This window comes from Streptococcus sp. oral taxon 058 str. F0407 (genome assembly GCF_000235485.1).
GTDB lineage: Bacteria > Bacillota > Bacilli > Lactobacillales > Streptococcaceae > Streptococcus.
In genome coordinates this window covers 1-19,100 of record NZ_JH378872.1, presented here as the reverse complement: position 1 = coordinate 19,100, position 19,100 = coordinate 1, and the positions used below count along the sequence as shown (strand labels likewise).

Sequence of the window (19,100 nt, the reverse complement as noted above, 5' to 3'; positions counted from 1 at the left end):
CAAAAGAAGAAGCAAACTATGCCATTCAAAAACTAGGCGATAAATAGTTATTAATTGTTTTATATAACTTTTGTTACGCAAACCTTTGCACAAAGTTGATGATTTTGTTATACTATATCTGTAAGCATTTTCAATTAAAAAGGAGAAGACGATGAGTCAAAAGATTATTGGGATTGACCTTGGTGGAACATCTGTCAAGTTTGCAATTTTAACTCAAGAGGGAGAAATTCAGGAAAAATGGTCTATTAAGACTAATATTTTGGATGAAGGAAGCCATATCGTAGATGATATGATTGAGTCTATTCAGCATCGTTTGGACTTGCTTGGATTGTCAGCTACGGATTTCCGAGGTATTGGAATGGGATCACCTGGTGTGGTTGACCGTGAAAAAGGAACTGTTATCGGTGCCTATAACCTAAACTGGAAAACCCTTCAACCGATTAAAGAAAAGATTGAAAAAGCCTTGGGGATTCCGTTCTTCATCGATAATGATGCCAACGTGGCAGCTCTTGGTGAGCGCTGGATGGGTGCTGGTGATAACCAACCAGATGTTGTCTTTATGACACTTGGTACAGGTGTTGGTGGCGGTATCGTCGCAGAAGGTAAATTGCTTCACGGTGTTGCTGGTGCTGCTGGTGAGCTTGGCCATATCACTGTTGACTTTGACCAGCCAATCGCATGTACTTGCGGTAAGAAAGGCTGCCTTGAGACAGTTGCTTCTGCAACAGGGATTGTCAACTTGACTCGTCGTTACGCTGATGAATACGAAGGCGATGCGACCTTGAAACGCTTGATTGATGACGGCGAAGAAGTAACTGCTAAAACTGTTTTTGACTTGGCAAAAGAAGGAGACGACCTTGCCTTGATCGTTTACCGTAACTTCTCACGTTACTTGGGTATTGCGTGTGCTAACATCGGCTCAATCCTCAACCCATCAACTATCGTTATCGGTGGTGGTGTATCAGCTGCTGGAGAGTTCCTTCTTCAAGGTGTTCAAAAAGTCTACGATGAAAATACCTTCCCACAAGTACGCACATCCACAAAATTGGCTCTTGCAACTCTAGGAAATGACGCTGGAGTTATCGGAGCAGCATCGCTTGTATTGCAATAAGATCATAAAAGGAGAAAAACACTACTTTAAAGCCAGTGATTTTCCTCCTTTCTTTTTTTATGCTATACTAATTAGGACAATAAATGAGGTGAGAGTAAATGACAAAAGCAGATACGATTTTTAAAGAGAATATTGAACGAATCCTCAAAGACGGTGTTTTTTCTGAGCAGGCTCGTCCCAAGTACAAGGATGGAACTGTTGCCAATTCCAAGTACGTAACGGGTGCCTTTGCGGAGTACGACTTGTCCAAGGGTGAATTCCCCATCACGACCTTGCGTCCCATTGCGATCAAATCTGCCATCAAGGAAGTACTCTGGATTTACCAAGATCAGTCTAATAGCCTGGAAGTGCTAAATAGCAAGTACAATGTTCACTACTGGAATGACTGGGAAGTAGGAGATACGGGAACCATCGGTGAACGCTATGGGGCGGTCGTTAAGAAACACGACATCATCAACAAGATTCTCAAGCAGTTGGAAGCTAACCCTTGGAACCGTCGCAATATCATCTCTCTCTGGGATTATCAGGCTTTTGAGGAGACAGACGGCCTTCTTCCATGCGCCTTTCAGACCATGTTTGATGTCCGTCGCGTTGATGGGGAAATCTATCTGGATGCGACCTTGACCCAGCGTTCGAATGACATGCTGGTTGCTCACCACATCAATGCTATGCAGTATGTGGCTCTGCAGATGATGATTGCCAAGCATTTCGGCTGGAAGGTTGGGAAGTTTTTCTATTTTATCAACAACCTTCATATCTATGATAATCAGTTTGAACAAGCAGAGGAATTGCTCCGTCGTGAGCCGTCAAACTGCCAACCACGTTTGGTCTTGAATGTGCCAGATGGGACCAGTTTCTTTGATATCAAAGCGGAAGACTTTGAGTTAGTTGACTATGATCCAGTCAAGCCACAACTGAAGTTTGATTTGGCTATTTAAGAAAATAAAAAGAAGTTGAGATTTCTCAACTTCTTTTGTTGCTTAATGTGATACGCGTCGGCGAGCTGCTTTTTTGCGGTTTTCTTCGATGAAAGCTGCTTTTTGCTCTTCTGGCTCAATCACTTTCTTTTTAATTGCGTATACTGCACCTGCAACGGCAGCGACAGTTCCTGCGACACCTGTTACAAGACCTTTAGCGAATCCTTTAGCCATGAGTCTTCCTCCTTTATCTTCCCGATCAGCCAGGCTCCTCAAGTGGTAGCATTTTTCTGACTGACCTTTTTGTGATATAATAATAGTAACGAAAAAATGGAAATTTTTCAAGGAAAAAAGATGAAAACAAAAATAATTGTGATTGTTGGACCGACTGCTGTTGGGAAGACAGCCCTTGCTATTGAAGTGGCCAAGCGCTTTGGTGGAGAGGTGGTCAGCGGTGACAGTCAGCAAGTATATAGAAGGCTAGATATTGGGACGGCCAAGGCTAGTCTAGAGGAGCAAGCTGCTGTTCCTCATCATTTGATTGATGTCAGAGAAGTGACCGAGTCTTACTCGGCTTTTGATTTTGTTTCAGAAGCTAAAAAGGCTATAGAAGACATTCAAAGTCGAGGAAAACTAGCTATTATCGCTGGTGGGACTGGGCTTTATATCCAGAGTTTGCTGGAAGGCTACCATCTAGGTGGGGAAACACCTCATGAGGAGATTTTAGCTTATCGGGCTAGTTTGGAGCCTTATTCAGATGAGGAATTAGTCCATCTTGTGGAACAAGCAGGTCTTGAAATTCCCCAGTTTAACCGTCGTCGTGCTATACGTGCCTTGGAGATTGCCCATTTTGGTCAGGATTTGGAAAATCAAGAGACTTTGTATGAACCTCTGATTATCTGCTTGGATGATGAACGCAGCCAGCTTTATGAACGTATCAATCGCCGAGTAGATTTGATGTTTGAGGCTGGGCTTTTGGATGAGGCTAAGTGGCTCTTTGACCATTATCCAGATGTGCAGGCAGCCAAAGGCATTGGCTACAAGGAACTCTTTCCTTATTTCCGTGGGGAGCAAACTCTTGAGGAAGCGAACGAGAGTCTCAAGCAGGCGACTCGTCGTTTTGCCAAGCGTCAGTTGACCTGGTTCCGTAATCGTATGCAGGTTACCTTTTATCAGATAGGAGAGCCTGACGTGCAGGACCGCATTTTAAGCCAGATAGAGGAGTTTTTAGATGATTGAAACGGAGAAAAAAGAGGAACGCGTCATACTCATTGGTGTGGAATTACAGGGCATGGATAATTTTGACCTCTCTATGGAAGAATTGGCCAGTCTGGCTAAGACCGCTGGAGCAGTCGTAGTAGATAGTTACAGACAAAAACGGGAAAAGTATGACTCCAAGACCTTCGTCGGCTCTGGTAAGTTGGAAGAGATTGCGCGGATGGTGGATGCGGAAGAAATTACCACTGTCATTGTCAACAACCGTCTGACACCACGGCAAAATGTCAATCTAGAGGAAGTTCTGGGAGTTAAGGTGCTTGACCGTATGCAGTTGATTCTGGATATTTTTGCTATGCGGGCTCGAAGCCATGAAGGAAAACTCCAAGTCCACCTGGCCCAGCTCAAATATCTCTTGCCTCGCTTGGTTGGTCAGGGAATTATGCTCAGCCGCCAGGCAGGGGGAATTGGTTCCCGTGGACCTGGTGAAAGCCAGCTGGAACTGAACCGTCGTAGTGTTCGTAATCAAATTACAGATATCGAGCGCCAGCTCAAGGTGGTTGAGAAAAATCGGGCCACAGTCAGAGAAAAACGTCTGGAGTCTAGCACCTTTAAGATTGGTTTGATTGGTTACACTAATGCTGGGAAATCGACTATTATGAACACCTTGACCAGTAAGACCCAGTATGAAGCAGACGAGCTCTTTGCGACCCTGGATGCGACGACTAAGAGTATCCATCTGGGGGGTAATCTACAGGTGACTTTAACTGATACGGTTGGCTTTATCCAAGATTTGCCGACTGAATTGGTGTCCAGTTTTAAGTCAACCTTAGAAGAAAGTAAACATGTGGATCTTCTAGTTCATGTCATCGATGCCAGCAATCCTTATCACGAGGAACATGAAAAAACGGTTCTGTCTATCATGAAAGACTTGGATATGGAGGATATTCCTCGTCTGACCCTTTATAATAAAGCGGATTTGGTGGAGGATTTCACGCCTACTCAAACGCCTTATGCCCTCATTTCTGCCAAGTCTGAGGATAGTCGTGAGCAGCTGCAAGCATTGTTTTTGGAAAAGATCAAGGATATTTTCGAACCCTTTACCCTGCGCGTGCCTTTTTCTAAGTCCTACAAGATTCATGATTTGGAAAGTGTGGCGATTCTTGAAGCTCGTGACTATCAAGAGGATGGAGAAGTGATCACAGGCTACATTTCGGAGAAAAATAAATGGAGGTTAGAAGAATTTTATGACTGATATTAAAACCTTGGCTCTAAAGTATGGAGGTTATACAAGTCTGGATAAGGTCTATCTGGATCAACTTCTAGCTGGCAAAACAGAACAAGAGCAGTTGGCACTTATCACTCCTCCTCCGAGTGTAGTCAATGCCTACTTTGCTGAACTCTACCAGAAAAAGAGTCCTCAAGCTGCGACGGATTATTTTGCAGAACTCAGTCAGGAACTGAACCTCTACAATGCTGAGCCAAGTTTCACCTTTGAAAACAAGCCTTTTATTCGGCTTAATTTATCTGGCAAATCCTTTGGCTTTTGCTACGAGGAAGATGGTCTTGGACGGATTTTCTCAGAAGCTGAGGAAGCAATCACAGATGACTTGCTTTTTGAGATTGCGCAAATTTTCCCCCATCAACTCGTCTTTGAAGAGTCTGGAAAGATTTATATGAAGCATGTTGGGGACGAGGAAGTTGTTAGTGTAGAAAATCTCACAGCTTTGACAGATTTGGAAAGCTTGGCTGATGGTCGCAAACGTCTCAAAGGTTATAGCCAAGAGGATTTACTACAAGAAGCTGTTGCTTTCTCTGGCAAGCTTTATTATCGATCGGAAAATCGCACAGCGATGTTATATATTGATTAATTAGAAAGTATCGAATGGATATTCAATTTTTAGGAACGGGGGCTGGTCAGCCCTCTAAAGCCCGCAACGTTTCAAGTCTTGCCCTGAAACTCTTGGACGAGATTAACGAAGTTTGGCTCTTTGACTGTGGAGAAGGAACGCAAAATCGCATTCTGGAAACCACGATTCGACCACGGAAGGTCAGCAAAATCTTTATCACTCACCTGCACGGAGACCACATCTTTGGATTGCCAGGATTTCTCTCTAGCCGTGCCTTTCAGGCCAATGAAGAGCAGACAGATTTGGAAATCTATGGACCTCAAGGGATCAAGTCCTTTGTCTTAACCAGCCTTCGTGTGTCAGGTTCTCGTCTGCCTTACCGCATTCATTTTCATGAGTTTGACCAAGATTCTCTAGGGAAAATCCTTGAGACCGATAAATTCACTGTGTATGCAGAGGAGCTGGACCACACTATTTTCTGCGTTGGTTATCGTGTCATGCAAAAGGACCTAGAAGGTACCTTGGATGCTGAAAAACTCAAAGCTGCAGGTGTGCCATTTGGACCTCTCTTTGGAAAAATCAAAAATGGTCAGGATGTTGTCCTAGAAGACGGAACTGAAATCAAGGCGACAGACTATATCTCAGCTCCCCGTCCAGGTAAGATTATCACTATTCTTGGTGATACCCGAAAAACCAATGCCAGCGTGCGTCTAGGCATCAATGCTGATATCCTAGTCCATGAGTCAACTTATGGAAAGGGCGATGAGAAAATTGCCCGTAACCATGGTCACTCAACCAATATGCAGGCAGCGCAAGTAGCTGCAGAAGCAGGAGCCAAACGCCTTTTGCTCAATCATATCAGCGCCCGCTTCCTCTCAAAAGATATCAGCCAGCTCAAGAAAGATGCGGCTACTGTTTTTGAAAATGTCCATGTGGTCAAAGATTTGGAAGAAGTGGAAATCTAGCAGTTATTGAAAGGACGAAGCATGTCTACTATCTTGATTACTGGAGCCAGTGGTGGCCTAGCCCAAGAAATGGTCAAACTCTTGCCAAATGACCAACTCATCTTACTAGGTAGAAACAAGGAAAAACTAGCACAACTCTACGGAAATCATCCTAATGTGGAATGGATTGAAATCGATATTACTGACGATAAAGCCCTAGAAGCTCTGGTAGCTGATCTCTATCTCCGTTATGGCAAGACTGATGTTTTGATTAACAATGCAGGATATGGAATTTTTGAAGATTTCGACCAGATTTCTGACAAAGACATTCACCAGATGTTCGAGGTCAATACCTTTGCCCTGATGAATCTATCTCGTCGTCTTGGAGCCCGTATGAAGGAGAGGGGAAAAGGCCATATCATCAATATTGTCAGCATGGCAGGTTTGATAGCGACTAGCAAGTCCAGTCTTTACTCAGCGACCAAGTATGCGGCTATTGGATTTTCAAATGCTCTGCGCCTCGAACTGATGCCCTATGGTGTTTATGTAACAACAGTCAATCCAGGTCCAATCCGAACAGGATTTTTTGACCAGGCAGACCCAGATGGCAGCTACCTCAAGTCTGTTGATCGATTTCTCTTAGAACCAGATGTGGTTGCTAAAAAGATTGTCAAAACCATAGGAAAAAATAAACGAGAACTCAATCTCCCAGTCTTACTCAATCTAGCCCATAAGTTTTACACTCTCTTTCCTAAGCTAGCAGATAAGTTGGCAAGAGAAATCTTTAATTATAAGTGAGAAAGCTGTTCCCTTGAGGAAGGGCTTTTTGTTTTAATTAGGAGAAGTTGTTCATCAAAAATAATCCCTGAAAATACTGGTAGTTTATCCCTATTAGATAGCTTTGCGGTATAATAGAGATAAGAATGTTCATCAGAAAAAAGAAGACCTAAACTAGCTAGTTTGCTCTAGAAAATGGACTATTTATAGTCGGAGGTTGACAATGGAATTATTGACAATTGACCAAATCATTTCCATTATAGAAGAAGAAACCCTAGGGATTGACTCTGAGATAAGAGAAGGAATTGTCCTGAACCAAACAGAACTGCCTGTGTCTGAACTGGATCGTTTGAAAAAACAACTGCAAATCCAAGATTTGGATGCGATTTTTAGAAAATATATTCTAGCTTATAACTGGGGGCAGGTAGGTTTTTTAAGTTACCAGTTTGGATATGAGGACGGCACTAGTCTTACTTGGCTGATCAATCGCAATTTGGAATACAACGATTACTCGACTCTACAAAAAAGAGGCTTGATTATCATTGCAAATGGGAATCCCTACACTATTTTGCTGGATTGTCAATTTGGGGCGGTCTATGCTCTTGATGCAGAGATGACCTATGATGAAAAAATATGGTTGGCACCAGATTTTCTAGTGTTTGTGAGAGCAATGGGAACGACCCAATCTGCAGTTTGGAAGGGTTGTGAAAGTGACTTCATCCACTTGATGACTAGGATAGGCCATGCGTCCAGTCTGATATTCTGGCAGAGTCTGGTCGGAGTTTATGATTGAAAGTAGAAGGAGCAGGTCATGGAATTTATTGTAGCTGAGGAAGGGATTCCTCAAAATATTGGATGTCAGGGAGCCTTGCTTGCCTATTATGGCAGTGAGATAGAATTTCATTATGAAACCGTACCACCACACGGTGATGAGATTTTTTCTGCCAAGTTGCCTTTGTTAGAACTTGATCTGCCCTTTTGGATCTATGGGAGAAATCTCATATTTTTAGATGCTTACTACCTCTTAGCAGAAACAGTTAAGAAAGGGACTTGGAATCCCATAACGAGTATCCTCATCAATATTCATATGGGGGAATACGCCAGCCTAGACCACTGGTACAATCATATATCTATTGAGCAAAACGGTCTTGAGTTGAAAAATGATTATGATGGAAAAGTCAGGACTTTGAAAAATATTGACAATCTTCATTGGCTTGCCCTAGATGCTGAATCAGAAGAAAGGAACTAAAGATGGCAAAGAAAAGAGTTACATTACCAAAAGAGTTTAAGGATTTAATGGATGAAGGAAATATTGAAGCCCTTAAAGCAGTCTATGATCGTTGTGAATTAACCGCCCATGATGGAAGATTTAGCTTATGTACACCTCTGCATATGGGAGGAGTCCCAGATGAATTGGTTATCTGGCTGGTAGAAAAGGGCCTAGATATCAATATCCCTGATTATTATGGAGCGACTCCTTTGTATCGTCAGGCAACCATGGGAAGAGATACTGTAAAACTATTGCTCGAATTGGGTGCAGACATTGGGAAACCCAATACCTATGGCGAGACACCTTTACATGTGGCAGCTGAGTTTTTCCATCCTAAGACAGTCAAATGCTTGCTTGAGAAGGGTGCTAATGTCAATGTAGAGAATGATATGGGAAGAACTCCACTTGCTTCAGTCTTGATGGTCTGCCGGGGAATCTATATTGCCCAAACTGCTGAAATTGCCTCTATGTTATTAGAGGCTGGTGCTAAGAAAACATCTGCTATGAAAGAAAAGATTGAAAATATTGGTAAGGATTTTGAATTTCACAAAGAAGGTATCCATCCTGACTACATAGAGGCTGCAGATAAAGGCTTAGCGAAGCTCTATGAGCTCTTCGATGTCAAGCCTGTAGAAAAAAGATTAACTCACGATGGAGTTTCTCCGATTCTCGTAAAAGAAGGTAGTTGGGAGGAACAATATGAGGAACTTTGGTCCTTCTTAATCCCTTCGAGTGGGCCAGCCAAAACTGTTCAGGGGGAAGTTATCCGTATACCAGGCAGAGTTCGTGATGAACTGGATCGAAACGGTGGGGGCAACTGGGACAGAGACTACCGCAAGATGCTACAGGCTATTCCTCACTATCTTTCTCTAGGAACTCCACTTTCAGACACTGACTTAGAAGAAGCCAAGCAAGTCATTGCACAAATCCACAGCAAAGAGAATGATGATGAAGCAAGTCTGGACCGTCTCTGCCAATTTGCTCTTGCTTGGATTAAGCAAAATCCTAACCCAATTGACTTAAAAGAACCAAGTTATAAGCGGTAAAAGGAAGTTGAAGCTAGTGAAAATAAAGAAGTCATGGTGAAATGATGCAACTAATTGACCAAGTTAAAGAAATAGAAACTTATATTTGTGAGTGTTTTGAAGACTGGGATTTGGATGATCCTGTAGAAGAAGGATATCTGGAAGATTATCAGAAAATTTCTGGTGCTTCCAAGGAAGAGCTTCAAGCCTTTGAGGAAATATTAGGCATTCGTCTACCTAGTGACTTCAAAGAGCTTTATAGCTACAAAAATGGGAGTAAATCTCTCTCTATTTTACCTTGTGTAATTGACCAGAGAGATCTGACTTTTTCTCTCATGAGTCTGCAGGAAATTGAAACTTGTAAACAGTACTTTCAAAATAGGGATGCTCTGTTAACAGAATTTTCTGACTATTTTTCTAGTCAAGATCTAAAAAATATGCGTGATAGTAGAATTAAGCCCTATCTTTTTAATAAAAAATGGCTTCCTTTTGCCCAGTATTGTGACTCTTGTTATCTTATGCTGGATTTTGATCCAGACCAGGAGGGTCAGGAAGGGCAGATTATTTGTTACATCCATGATCCTGACCAAGTGATTTATGTAGCAGAGAGCCTTAGGGATCTGATTGAAGGGATAATGGATGAGATAGTATGAACGGACAAATGTATCAGATTGCCTGTATCGTGGCAGCAGCTAGGAAGGCTTTGAAAAGTGGTAAAGAAATATGGTATAAGCCTGAAAAATATACGAATAAGATGAGTTTTCGAATTTTGCCGTCAGAAAAGAGGGAAGTTACGGAACTTTCTGTAACTGATTGGTTTGAACACCTTAAGGAAAAAGGTTTGAAGGACTTAAAGTTATTTTGCCCTATTTCAGTAAATGACAGAGGTATTTTAGGCTTCTCCAATACAACACAGAGTTCAATTCTTTGTTTTTATAAAGATGGGAAGGCAAGTTATTTCCTACCAAATTGGGAATCTGCTTCCCCAGGCAGGGGCTGGGATGTTACCTACACCGAGTATGAATGGGAAAGGCCTTGTCAAGACATTCCCCACTATGAAAATAATATCGAAGAATTTAAGGACATATTGGCTCGTATAGAAGGTTTAGCAATTAAAATTGAATGTGAGAACTTTGCAAAAGTCTTTCACTCTGCTAGAAACCATCTACTTGACCTTGATGCTGCTAAGGTACTAGAGGAACCTCAAATTCCGCCACAAAATCAAAATATATTTAGAGCTGCAAGTGCAGCGGATGTTTTTGGAGCAATGGGCTCCTGGAATGATGAGCCTGGATGGCTGGCACAAGATAAGGGATTTGCTCAACAATACGATGAACTTTCAGATCAATTGCTAAGAAATATTAGATTAGCTATTCTATATGCCATTAATGAATGGTAATTGTGTAGGAGGAAGAAAATGGGGAAGCTAAAGTTAAGCCTATTGAACAAATGGGAGCTTGACAAGGATTACAGTATTGTCCTAAGCTCAGCCATGCTACATGATAGTCGAGCCTTGGTCTTAACCAGTGAGAAGAAAGCTTTCAATCGCTACTGTCTGCTAGAAGTATCTCCTTTGGGAGTGAAGGAGATAGCTGCTTGGGATTGTGACCTTGCTTGGAAGGAAGAGCCTCTACTCTTTACGGATGGTCAAAATGTTGGCCTCATCAAGGCTGGCAAGGAAATGGTCTATTATACTGGTGATTTCTCTCATCCAGAAATCATTGCTATAAAGGATCCGCAAAGTATACTTCCTAAAAAGGCTCAAGAGAGATATTTTCAAATCGTATCAGATAGCGACCAGATACCCGTGTGTTTTGAAGATCAAGTTTATACAAATCAAGCAAGAAACTTTGCCCTTTTAGAGTTTGATAGAGAGAAAAAGCAGGCTAAGTGGACCACTTATTCATATATTGATAAAAAAGATTTAAACCACCACGACATGAGCTCAGATGATTGTCCTAAAATCGATAGTATGAAATGTTGGAGGAAAGAGCTCTATGCCTTTACCTCTGGAGAAAGTCAAACCTTTGTCAATAAATGGGGCATGGATTATTATGTCCTTGTCAAAATCTCTAGTGATGGTCGTATCATTGAAAAGCTATTAGAATCTGATAATTTAAAGGCTTCAGGCAAAAAAGCTGGTGTCAATGGAATCTTTACGGATTCGCCTTATCTTATCCTGAGCCCCCTATTTAAGAATGATGACTGGAAGGGCAAGCAGAAGCTATTTTCTCTAGTAACAAGAGAATTATGCGATATAGCCTTGCCTAGAGGAATGAGTAAACACAAGCTTCAAAATATGACAGACAACTTTTGTTTAACCTTCCTTTACGACAGAGGATTAAAAGAACTGGCCCTTTGTCAGATCGACTAGGCTGTGAGGCTGAGTTTGGGAACTTTTTTTGATAGGTGCTGAAATTTCTTGATTGGTCTGTAGTATTTATTTTGAGCTCTTTTCTTGTCAAATTTGACCAAGTATTGCAAATCGAATCTTAAAATAGTATACTAGAACTAGCAATTATGAAAACGTTTGCTTAAAGTGATAGTAGACTATTTAGGAGATAAAATATGGAATTGACAGCCATTTATCATAGACCAGAATCAGAATGCGCTTATCTTACAAAGAAGGTCAGCTACATATCCGAATTAGAACGAAGAAAAATGATCTTCAGAAGGTTATTCTGCATTATGGAGATCCATTTATTTTCATTGAGGATAAGTATGAAGCTAAGAAAGAAATGACCAAAGTAACTTCAGACGCCTTACTTGATTATTGGCAGGTTACGGTCTCTGTTGATTTTGCACGCATTCAGTATCTCTTTGAACTCCTTGATAAAGAGGGTAAGGGTATTTTTATGGAGATAAGGAACATACTCAAGAAAACTTGGATGCTGAAGGAAATGGCTTTAAACTTCCTTATGTTCACGAAATTGATGGATGTCAGGTTCTTAGTTGGGTTTCAAATACCGTGTGGTATCAGATTTTCCCAGAACACTTTGCTAATGGAAATCCTAATTTAACTCCAGATGGCAGCTACCTCAAGTCTATTGAGCGATTTCTCTTAGAACCAGATGCGGTTGCTAAAAAGATTGTCAAAACCATAGGAAAAAATAAACGAGAACTCAATCTTCCTCTTTTGCTCAATTTAGCCCACAAATTTTATACCCTTTTTCCTAAGCTAGCTGATAAGTTGGCAGGGGAGACCTTTAATTATAAGTAAAAGAAGTTCCTTTTAAAAGGGGCTTTTTTTAGATATTTACTGAGTGACAAGAAATGTTTGTTTTTGTTCTAAATCTACATTCACATTTTTTGAATCTTCTACAAATTTTAGAAAAAACAATCAAAAATATGATTTTTTGTGTTTAGGGTATTGAAATTTCCTATATTATTTTATAAAATAAGAATAAAAGGCTATGAAAAAGTAATATGCTTACAAAGAAATGGAAGCGGTTACTAAAGGAGGATTTTATGGAAAAAGGCCATTGGAATCGTAAAAGAGTCTACAGCATTCGTAAGTTTGCCGTAGGAGCTTGCTCTGTCATGATTGGAACCTGTGCGGTTCTATTTGGAGGAAGTGTCATTGGAGAATCACCAGTTTTCGCGGATGAAACTCCAATTACTCACACCGTGGAACAAGCAAAAGAGGAAAGTCCGGCAGTGGAGGTAAAAGAAGATCAAGCCGTAGCAGAGCACAAGGATACTGCAAGTGTCGACCAAAGTCAAGCTGCTCCAATTGAAGCAAGCAAACCAGAGGTGAAAGAAGAGGAACCTGTAGCTCCAAAAGAGGAGAAAGCATCTCTAAAACCTGAAGAAACTGCTCCAAAGGTAGAATCTCAAGCTTCAAGTCAAGAAAAGCCTGTCAAGGAAGAGTTGAAAGCTGCGACAAATGAAGAAGTGAATCAAATGATTGAAGATAGAAAAGTGAATTTTAATCAAAATTGGCACTTTAAGCTCAACGCAAACCCCAAAGAAGCTGTGAAACCAGATGCAGATGTGTCAACATGGCAAAAATTGGATCTCCCACACGACTGGAGTATCTTTAACGATTTCGACCATCAGTCACCTGCTCAAAACGAGGGTGGACAGCTCAATGGTGGTGAAGCTTGGTATCGCAAGACCTTTAAACTTGATGAAAAAGATCTCAAGAAAAATGTTCGTGTGACCTTTGATGGTGTCTACATGGACTCTCAAGTCTATGTCAATGGCCAGTTAGTGGGGCATTATCCAAATGGTTATAACCAGTTCTCATACGATATCACCAAATACCTTCACAAAGATGGTCGTGAGAATGTGATTGCTGTCCATGCAGTCAACAAACAACCAAGTAGCCGTTGGTACTCAGGTAGTGGTATCTACCGTGATGTGACCTTGCAAGTGACAGATAAGGTTCATGTTGAGAAAAATGGGACAACCATCCTAACGCCAAAACTGGAAGAGCAGCAACACGGCAAGGTTGAAACTCATGTAGCCAGCAAAATCGTCAATACAGATGATAAAGACCATGAACTGGTGGCAGAGTATCAAATAGTTGAACGTGGTGGTCAGGCTGTAACAGGTTTGGTTCGTACAGCGAGCCGTACCTTGAAAGCACATGAGTCAACAAGTCTTGATGCGATTTTAGAAGTTGAAAGACCAAAACTCTGGACAGTTTTAAATGATAAACCTGCCCTGTACGAATTGATTACGCGTGTTTACCGTGATGGTCAATTAGTCGATGCTAAGAAAGATTTGTTTGGTTACCGTTACTATCATTGGACTCCAAATGAAGGTTTCTCTTTGAATGGTGAACGCATTAAATTCCATGGTGTTTCCTTGCACCATGACCACGGAGCGCTCGGAGCAGAAGAAAACTATAAAGCGGAATATCGCCGTCTCAAACAAATGAAGGAGATGGGGGTTAACTCTATTCGTACAACTCACAACCCTGCTAGTGAACAAACCTTGCAAATCGCAGCGGAACTTGGTTTGCTCGTTCAGGAAGAGGCCTTTGATACCTGGTACGGTGGAAAGAAACCTTATGACTATGGTCGTTTCTTTGAAAAAGATGCCACTCACCCAGAAGCTCGAAAAGGTGAAAAATGGTCCGACTACGATCTTCGTACCATGGTCGAAAGAGATAAAAATAACCCAGCTGTCTTCATGTGGTCTATCGGAAATGAAATCGGTGAAGCTAACGGTGATGCTCATTCTCTAGCAACTGTAAAACGTTTGGTTAAAGTTATCAAGGATGTTGATAAGACTCGTTACGTTACCATGGGAGCAGATAAGTTCCGCTTTGGTGATGGTAGTGGTGGTCATGAGAAGATTGCCGAAGAACTGGATGCAGTTGGTTTTAACTACTCAGAAGATAACTACAAGAAACTTCGTGCGAAACATCCAAACTGGTTGATTTATGGCTCTGAGACATCTTCAGCTACCCGCACACGTGGAAGTTACTATCGTCCTGAACAGGAATTGAAACATAGTAACGGACCTGAGCGTAACTACGAACAGTCTGACTATGGTAATGACCGTGTTGGTTGGGGTAAAACTGCAACAGATTCATGGACTTTTGACCGAGACAATGCTGGCTATGCTGGACAATTTATCTGGACAGGTACAGACTATATCGGGGAGCCTACGCCATGGCATAACCAAAACCACACGCCAGTTAAGAGCTCTTATTTTGGTATTGTAGATACAGCAGGTATTCCAAAACATGACTTCTATCTTTACCAAAGCCAATGGGTTTCTGTTAAGAAGAAACCGATGGTGCACCTCCTTCCTCACTGGAACTGGGAAAATAGAGACTTGGCCTCTAAAGTAGAAGATGCTCAAGGTAAGATTCCAGTTCGTGCTTATTCAAATGCTGCAAGCGTAGAATTGTTCTTGAACGGTCAATCTCTCGGAGTTAAGACCTTCAACAAAAAACAAACTAGCGATGGACGAACTTACCAAGAAGGTGCAAATGCCAAGGAACTCTACCTTGAGTGGAAGGTTGCATACCAACCAGGTACTTTAGAAGCAGTAGCTCGTGATGAAGCTGGTAAAGAAATTGCACGTGACAAGATTACCACTGCAGGCCGACCAGCCGGTGTTCGTCTCATCAAGGAAGACCACGCAATCGCCGCAGATGGAAAAGACTTGACCTACATCTACTATGAAATCGTTGACAGCCAAGGAAATGTGGTTCCAACTGCAAATAATCTGGTTCGCTTCCAATTGCACGGACAAGGTCAACTTGTCGGTGTCGATAATGGGGAACAAGCCAGCCGTGAACGTTATAAAGCCCAACCAGATGGTTCTTGGATTCGTAGAGCCTTTAATGGTAAAGGGGTTGCCATTGTGAAATCAACTGAGCAAGCAGGGAAATTCACCCTTACTGCCCACTCTGATCTTTTGAAATCTGGTCAAGTAACTGTCTTTACTGGTAAAAAAGAAGACCAAGAAAAGACTGTTCTCGGAACAGAAGTACCAAAAGTACGTACCGTTATTGAGAAAGAGCCAAAAATGCCGAAGACCGTCGCTTTTGTCTATAGTGATGGCAGTCGTGAAAAACGTCCAGTAACCTGGTCTTCAGTTGATGTGAGCCAAGCAGGAGTTGTGACTGTTAAAGGTATGGCAGACGGACGTGAAGTTGAGGCCCGTGTTGAGGTTCTAGCAATTGCGAAAGAACTTCCAACTATTAAACGAGTTGCCCCAGGAACAGACTTGAGTGCTGTTGACAAATATGTTTCTATTGCCGTAACAGATGGAAGCGTTCAAGAATACGAAGTTGATAAGTGGGAAATTGCGGAAGCAGATAAAGCCAAACTTTCAGTCGCAGGGTCACGTATTCAAATGACTGGTCAACTGGGTGGTGAGACTATTCACGCTACGCTTGTAGTAGAAGAAGGCAATCCTGCAGCACCTGTAGTACCAACTGTAAGTGTTGGTGGTGAAGCTGTCACAGGCCTTACTAGTCAACATCCAATGCAATATCGAACTCTTGCTTATGGTGCCCAATTGCCAGAAGTCGTAGCAAGTGCTGAAAATGCTGATGTTACAGTCGTCCAAGCAAGTGCAGCAAACGGCATGCGTGCAAGCCTCTATGTTCAACCAAGAGATGGTGGTCCGCTTCAAACCTATGCAATTCAATTCCTTGAAGAAGCACCAAAAATTGACCACTTGAGCTTGCAAGTAGAGCAAGTTAACGCTCTCAAAGAAGACCAAACAGTGAAATTGTCCGTACTAGCTCACTATCAAGACGGAACACAGGCAGTTCTACCAGCGGATAAAGTAAGCTTCTCTACAAGCGGTGAAGGGGAAGTTGCAGTTCGTAAAGGAATGCTTGAGTTGCATAAACCAGGAGCAGTCACTCTGAAAGCGGAATATGAGGGGGTTAAAGGCCAAGTTGAACTCACTATCCAAGCCAATACTGAGACGAAGGTTGCGCAATCTATCCGTCCAGTAAATGTAGTGACAGACTTGCATCAAGAGCCTACTCTTCCAGCAACAGTAACTGTTGAGTATGACAAAGGTTTCCCTAAGACTCACAAAGTCACATGGCAAGCTATTCCAAAAGAAAAACTAGACCACTATCAAACCTTTGAAGTGCTAGGTAAAGTTGAAGGACTTGACCTTGAGGCGCGTGCAAAAGTCTCTGTAGAAGGTATCGTTTCGGTTGAAGAAGTCAGTGTGACAACACCAATCGCAGAAGCGCCACAATTACCAGAAAGTGTTCGTACCTACGATTCAAATGGTCACGTTTCATCTGCCAAGGTTGCTTGGGATGAGATTCAATCAGACCAATACGCTAAGGAAGGCGTCTTTACAGTCACTGGTCGCTTAGAAGGTACGCAATTAACTACCAAACTTCATGTTCGTGTGTCTGCTCAAACTGAGCAAGGTGCAAATATTTCTGACCAATGGACAGGTTCAGAATTGCCACTGGCCTTTGCTTCAGACTCAAATCCAAGCGACCCTGTTTCAAACGTCAACGATAAATTGATTTCCTTTAATGACCGACCAGCCAACCGTTGGACAAACTGGAATCGTAGTAATCCAGAAGCTTCAGTTGGTGTTCTGTTTGGAGATTCAGGTATCTTGAGCAAACGTTCCGTTGATAATCTAAGTGTCGGATTCCACGAAGACCATGGAGTTGGTGCACCGAAGTCTTATGTGATTGAGTATTATGTTGGTAAGACTGTTCCAACTGCTCCTAAAAACCCTAGCTTTGTAGGTGAGGAAAACCATGTCTTTAACGATCCTGCCAACTGGAAACCTGTTACAAATCTAAAAGCTCCTACTCAACTCAAGGCTGGAGAAATGAATCACTTTAGCTTTGATAAGGTTGAAACCTATGCTGTTCGCATTCGCATGGTTAAAGCAGATAATAAGCGTGGAACTTCTATCACAGAAGTACAAATCTTTGCGAAACAAGTTGCGGCAGCCAAACAAGGACAAACAAGAATCCAAGTTGACGGTAAAGATTTAGCTAACTTTAACCCAGATTTGACAGACTACTACCTTGAGTCTGTAGATGGAAAGGTTCCTGCAGTAACAGCAAGTGTTAGCAACAATGGTCTTGCGACGGTTGTTCCAAGTGTTCGTGAAGGTGAGCCAGTTCGTGTCATCGCGAAAGCTGAAAATGGCGACATCTTAGGTGAATACCGTCTGCACTTCACTAAGGATAAAGACCTACTTTCTCGTAAACCTCTTGCTGCGGTTAAACAAGCTCGTTTGGTACAAGTAGGTCAACCGCTTGAATTGCCAACGAAGGTTCCGGTTTACTTCACAGGTAAAGACGGCTATGAAACCAAAGACTTGGCAGTTGAATGGGAAGAAGTTCCAGCAGAAAATCTGACTAAAGCAGGCCAATTTACTGTTCGAGGTCGTGTCCTTGGTAGTGATCTTGTTGCTGAGTTCACTATACGAGTGACAGACAAACTTGGTGAAGCTCTTTCAAATAACCCAGAGTATGATGAAAATAGTAACCGCGCCTTTGCTTCAGCCACTAACGACATTGATAGAAACTCCCATGACCGTGTGGACTATCTCAATGACGGAAATCATTCAGAAAATCGTCGTTGGACAAACTGGTCTCCAACACCATCTTCTAATCCAGAAGTATCAGCAGGTGTAATCTTCCGTGAAAATGGTAAGATTGTAGAACGGACTGTAGCGCAAGCCAAACTTCACTTCTTTGCAGATAGTGGTACGGATGCCCCATCTAAACTCGTTTTGGAACGCTATATTGGCCCAGAGTTTGAAGTGCCTACCTACTATTCTAACTACCAAGCCTACGATGCAGCTCATCCATTTAACAATCCAGAAAATTGGGAAGCTGTACCTTATCGTGCAGATAAAGACATCGCAGCTGGTGATGAAATCAACGTAACATTTAAAGCTGTCAAAGCCAAAGCCATGAGATGGCGTATGGAGCGTAAAGCAGACAAGAGCGGTGTTGCGATGATTGAGATGACCTTCCTTGCACCGAGTGAATTGCCTCAAGAAAGTACGCAATCGAAGATTCTTGTAGATGGAAAAGAACTTCCTGATTTCGCTGAAAATCGTCAAGACTATCAAATCACCTATAAAGGTCAACGTCCAAAAGTCTCAGTCGAAGAAAGTAATCAAGTAGCATCAACAGTTGTTGATAGCAGAGACGATAACCTTCCAGTACTTGTTCGCCTTGTTTCAGAAAGTGGAAAACAAGTCAAGGAATACCGTATCCAACTAGTCAAGGAAAAACCGGTCTCTGAGAAAACAGCCCCTGCTATTCAAGAAGAAAATCCAAGTCTTGAGGTTGTCGAAAAAGAACTTGCCTTCCAGACTGTTGAAAAAGAAGACTCAAGTCTATATGTAGGAGAAAGCCGTGTAGAACAAGAAGGACAAGTTGGTAAGGAACGCATTCTTACATCTGTTAGTCCAGACGGAACTCGTGAAGAGAAACTCCGTGAAGTGCTTCAGGCTCCTGTTAACCGGGTTCTTCTCGTTGGAACTAAGCGAGGTACAGCTCAACCACTTGATG

General features: G+C 42.1%; 15 protein-coding genes and 2 pseudogenes. 16 read left to right on the top strand and 1 reads right to left on the bottom strand.

All coding sequences use genetic code 11. The annotated features are described in order from the left end of the window. Positions 1-151 precede the first annotated feature (151 nt). Both HMPREF9184_RS00080 and HMPREF9184_RS00075 read left to right on the top strand, forming a co-directional pair. Entirely contained in the window at positions 152-1,111 is a 960-nt protein-coding gene (locus HMPREF9184_RS00080; RefSeq protein WP_000078590.1) for an ROK family glucokinase, read from the top strand. A 98-nt stretch (positions 1,112-1,209) separates the two neighbouring features. Beyond that, positions 1,210-2,049 carry a thymidylate synthase gene (locus HMPREF9184_RS00075; protein ID WP_000158628.1) on the top strand — a complete coding sequence of 280 codons (840 nt, stop codon included), beginning with the start codon at positions 1,210-1,212 and terminating at the stop codon, positions 2,047-2,049. Between the two features lie 42 nt (positions 2,050-2,091). On the opposite strand, the gene HMPREF9184_RS00070 is transcribed toward HMPREF9184_RS00075, so the two are convergent. Beyond that, on the bottom strand, positions 2,092-2,262 hold the full coding sequence (locus HMPREF9184_RS00070; RefSeq protein ID WP_001051782.1) for a DUF3042 family protein: 171 nt from the start codon (positions 2,260-2,262) through the stop codon (positions 2,092-2,094). Between the two features lie 120 nt (positions 2,263-2,382). On the opposite strand from HMPREF9184_RS00070, the gene miaA reads away from it, so the two are divergent. The 14 genes and pseudogenes from miaA to bgaA all read left to right on the top strand — a co-directional run. Then, the gene (gene miaA / locus HMPREF9184_RS00065; protein ID WP_000850173.1) at positions 2,383-3,267 is read left to right on the top strand and encodes a tRNA (adenosine(37)-N6)-dimethylallyltransferase MiaA; all 885 of its coding nucleotides are present in this window, start codon (positions 2,383-2,385) and stop codon (positions 3,265-3,267) included. Beyond that, positions 3,260-4,498 (top strand): GTPase HflX, encoded by a 1,239-nt coding sequence (gene hflX, locus HMPREF9184_RS00060; RefSeq protein ID WP_000573162.1) that lies wholly within the window; start codon positions 3,260-3,262, stop codon positions 4,496-4,498. Before miaA ends, hflX begins: the two co-directional genes overlap by 8 nt. Next, positions 4,491-5,114, top strand: coding sequence for a hypothetical protein (locus HMPREF9184_RS00055; RefSeq protein WP_000129706.1), 624 nt, complete (start codon positions 4,491-4,493; stop codon positions 5,112-5,114). Before hflX ends, HMPREF9184_RS00055 begins: the two co-directional genes overlap by 8 nt. Before the next feature lie 14 nt (positions 5,115-5,128). After that, entirely contained in the window at positions 5,129-6,058 is a 930-nt protein-coding gene (gene rnz / locus HMPREF9184_RS00050) for a ribonuclease Z (protein WP_000354343.1), read from the top strand. Positions 6,059-6,079: 21 nt separating this feature from the next. After that, positions 6,080-6,835, top strand: a complete 756-nt coding sequence (locus HMPREF9184_RS00045) for an SDR family NAD(P)-dependent oxidoreductase (protein WP_000104109.1) — start codon at positions 6,080-6,082, stop codon at positions 6,833-6,835. Between the two features lie 202 nt (positions 6,836-7,037). Further along, on the top strand, positions 7,038-7,607 hold the full coding sequence (locus HMPREF9184_RS00040) for a hypothetical protein (protein ID WP_000422118.1): 570 nt from the start codon (positions 7,038-7,040) through the stop codon (positions 7,605-7,607). Between the two features lie 18 nt (positions 7,608-7,625). Then, positions 7,626-8,063: a hypothetical protein gene (locus HMPREF9184_RS00035; protein WP_000394431.1), complete on the top strand. Its 438-nt coding sequence runs from the start codon at positions 7,626-7,628 to the stop codon at positions 8,061-8,063. A 2-nt stretch (positions 8,064-8,065) separates the two neighbouring features. Beyond that, positions 8,066-9,130, top strand: coding sequence for an ankyrin repeat domain-containing protein (locus HMPREF9184_RS00030; RefSeq protein WP_001085622.1), 1,065 nt, complete (start codon positions 8,066-8,068; stop codon positions 9,128-9,130). Between the two features lie 44 nt (positions 9,131-9,174). Next, positions 9,175-9,762 carry an SMI1/KNR4 family protein gene (locus HMPREF9184_RS00025; RefSeq protein WP_033585874.1) on the top strand — a complete coding sequence of 196 codons (588 nt, stop codon included), beginning with the start codon at positions 9,175-9,177 and terminating at the stop codon, positions 9,760-9,762. Further along, complete coding sequence (locus HMPREF9184_RS00020) at positions 9,759-10,508, top strand: hypothetical protein (RefSeq protein ID WP_001014340.1); 750 nt, start codon at positions 9,759-9,761, stop codon at positions 10,506-10,508. Before HMPREF9184_RS00025 ends, HMPREF9184_RS00020 begins: the two co-directional genes overlap by 4 nt. An 18-nt stretch (positions 10,509-10,526) precedes the next feature. Continuing rightward, positions 10,527-11,483 (top strand): hypothetical protein, encoded by a 957-nt coding sequence (locus HMPREF9184_RS00015; protein ID WP_000517239.1) that lies wholly within the window; start codon positions 10,527-10,529, stop codon positions 11,481-11,483. 194 nt (positions 11,484-11,677) lie between these two features. After that, positions 11,678-12,143, top strand: a pseudogene (locus HMPREF9184_RS09320) (alpha amylase N-terminal ig-like domain-containing protein); the annotation flags it as partial. Next, positions 12,132-12,329: pseudogene (locus HMPREF9184_RS09700) on the top strand (SDR family NAD(P)-dependent oxidoreductase); the annotation flags it as partial. The pseudogenes HMPREF9184_RS09320 and HMPREF9184_RS09700, both read left to right, overlap by 12 nt. 248 nt (positions 12,330-12,577) lie before the next feature. Beyond that, positions 12,578-19,100, top strand: a 6,523-nt coding sequence (bgaA, locus tag HMPREF9184_RS00005; RefSeq protein WP_000410706.1) for an LPXTG-anchored adhesin/beta-galactosidase BgaA, incomplete at its 3' end; no start/stop codon positions are given.

Coding starts and splice junctions, on each gene's coding strand:
- rnz (WP_000354343.1), top strand. CDS start 5,129: ATGGATATTCAATTTTTAGGAACGGGGGCTGGTCAGCCCTCTAAAGCC.
- hflX (WP_000573162.1), top strand. CDS start 3,260: ATGATTGAAACGGAGAAAAAAGAGGAACGCGTCATACTCATTGGTGTG.
- HMPREF9184_RS00030 (WP_001085622.1), top strand. CDS start 8,066: ATGGCAAAGAAAAGAGTTACATTACCAAAAGAGTTTAAGGATTTAATG.
- HMPREF9184_RS00015 (WP_000517239.1), top strand. CDS start 10,527: ATGGGGAAGCTAAAGTTAAGCCTATTGAACAAATGGGAGCTTGACAAG.
- HMPREF9184_RS00080 (WP_000078590.1), top strand. CDS start 152: ATGAGTCAAAAGATTATTGGGATTGACCTTGGTGGAACATCTGTCAAG.
- HMPREF9184_RS00040 (WP_000422118.1), top strand. CDS start 7,038: ATGGAATTATTGACAATTGACCAAATCATTTCCATTATAGAAGAAGAA.
- HMPREF9184_RS00055 (WP_000129706.1), top strand. CDS start 4,491: ATGACTGATATTAAAACCTTGGCTCTAAAGTATGGAGGTTATACAAGT.
- miaA (WP_000850173.1), top strand. CDS start 2,383: ATGAAAACAAAAATAATTGTGATTGTTGGACCGACTGCTGTTGGGAAG.
- HMPREF9184_RS00020 (WP_001014340.1), top strand. CDS start 9,759: ATGAACGGACAAATGTATCAGATTGCCTGTATCGTGGCAGCAGCTAGG.
- HMPREF9184_RS00070 (WP_001051782.1), bottom strand. CDS start 2,262: ATGGCTAAAGGATTCGCTAAAGGTCTTGTAACAGGTGTCGCAGGAACT.
- HMPREF9184_RS00025 (WP_033585874.1), top strand. CDS start 9,175: ATGCAACTAATTGACCAAGTTAAAGAAATAGAAACTTATATTTGTGAG.
- HMPREF9184_RS00035 (WP_000394431.1), top strand. CDS start 7,626: ATGGAATTTATTGTAGCTGAGGAAGGGATTCCTCAAAATATTGGATGT.
- HMPREF9184_RS00045 (WP_000104109.1), top strand. CDS start 6,080: ATGTCTACTATCTTGATTACTGGAGCCAGTGGTGGCCTAGCCCAAGAA.
- HMPREF9184_RS00075 (WP_000158628.1), top strand. CDS start 1,210: ATGACAAAAGCAGATACGATTTTTAAAGAGAATATTGAACGAATCCTC.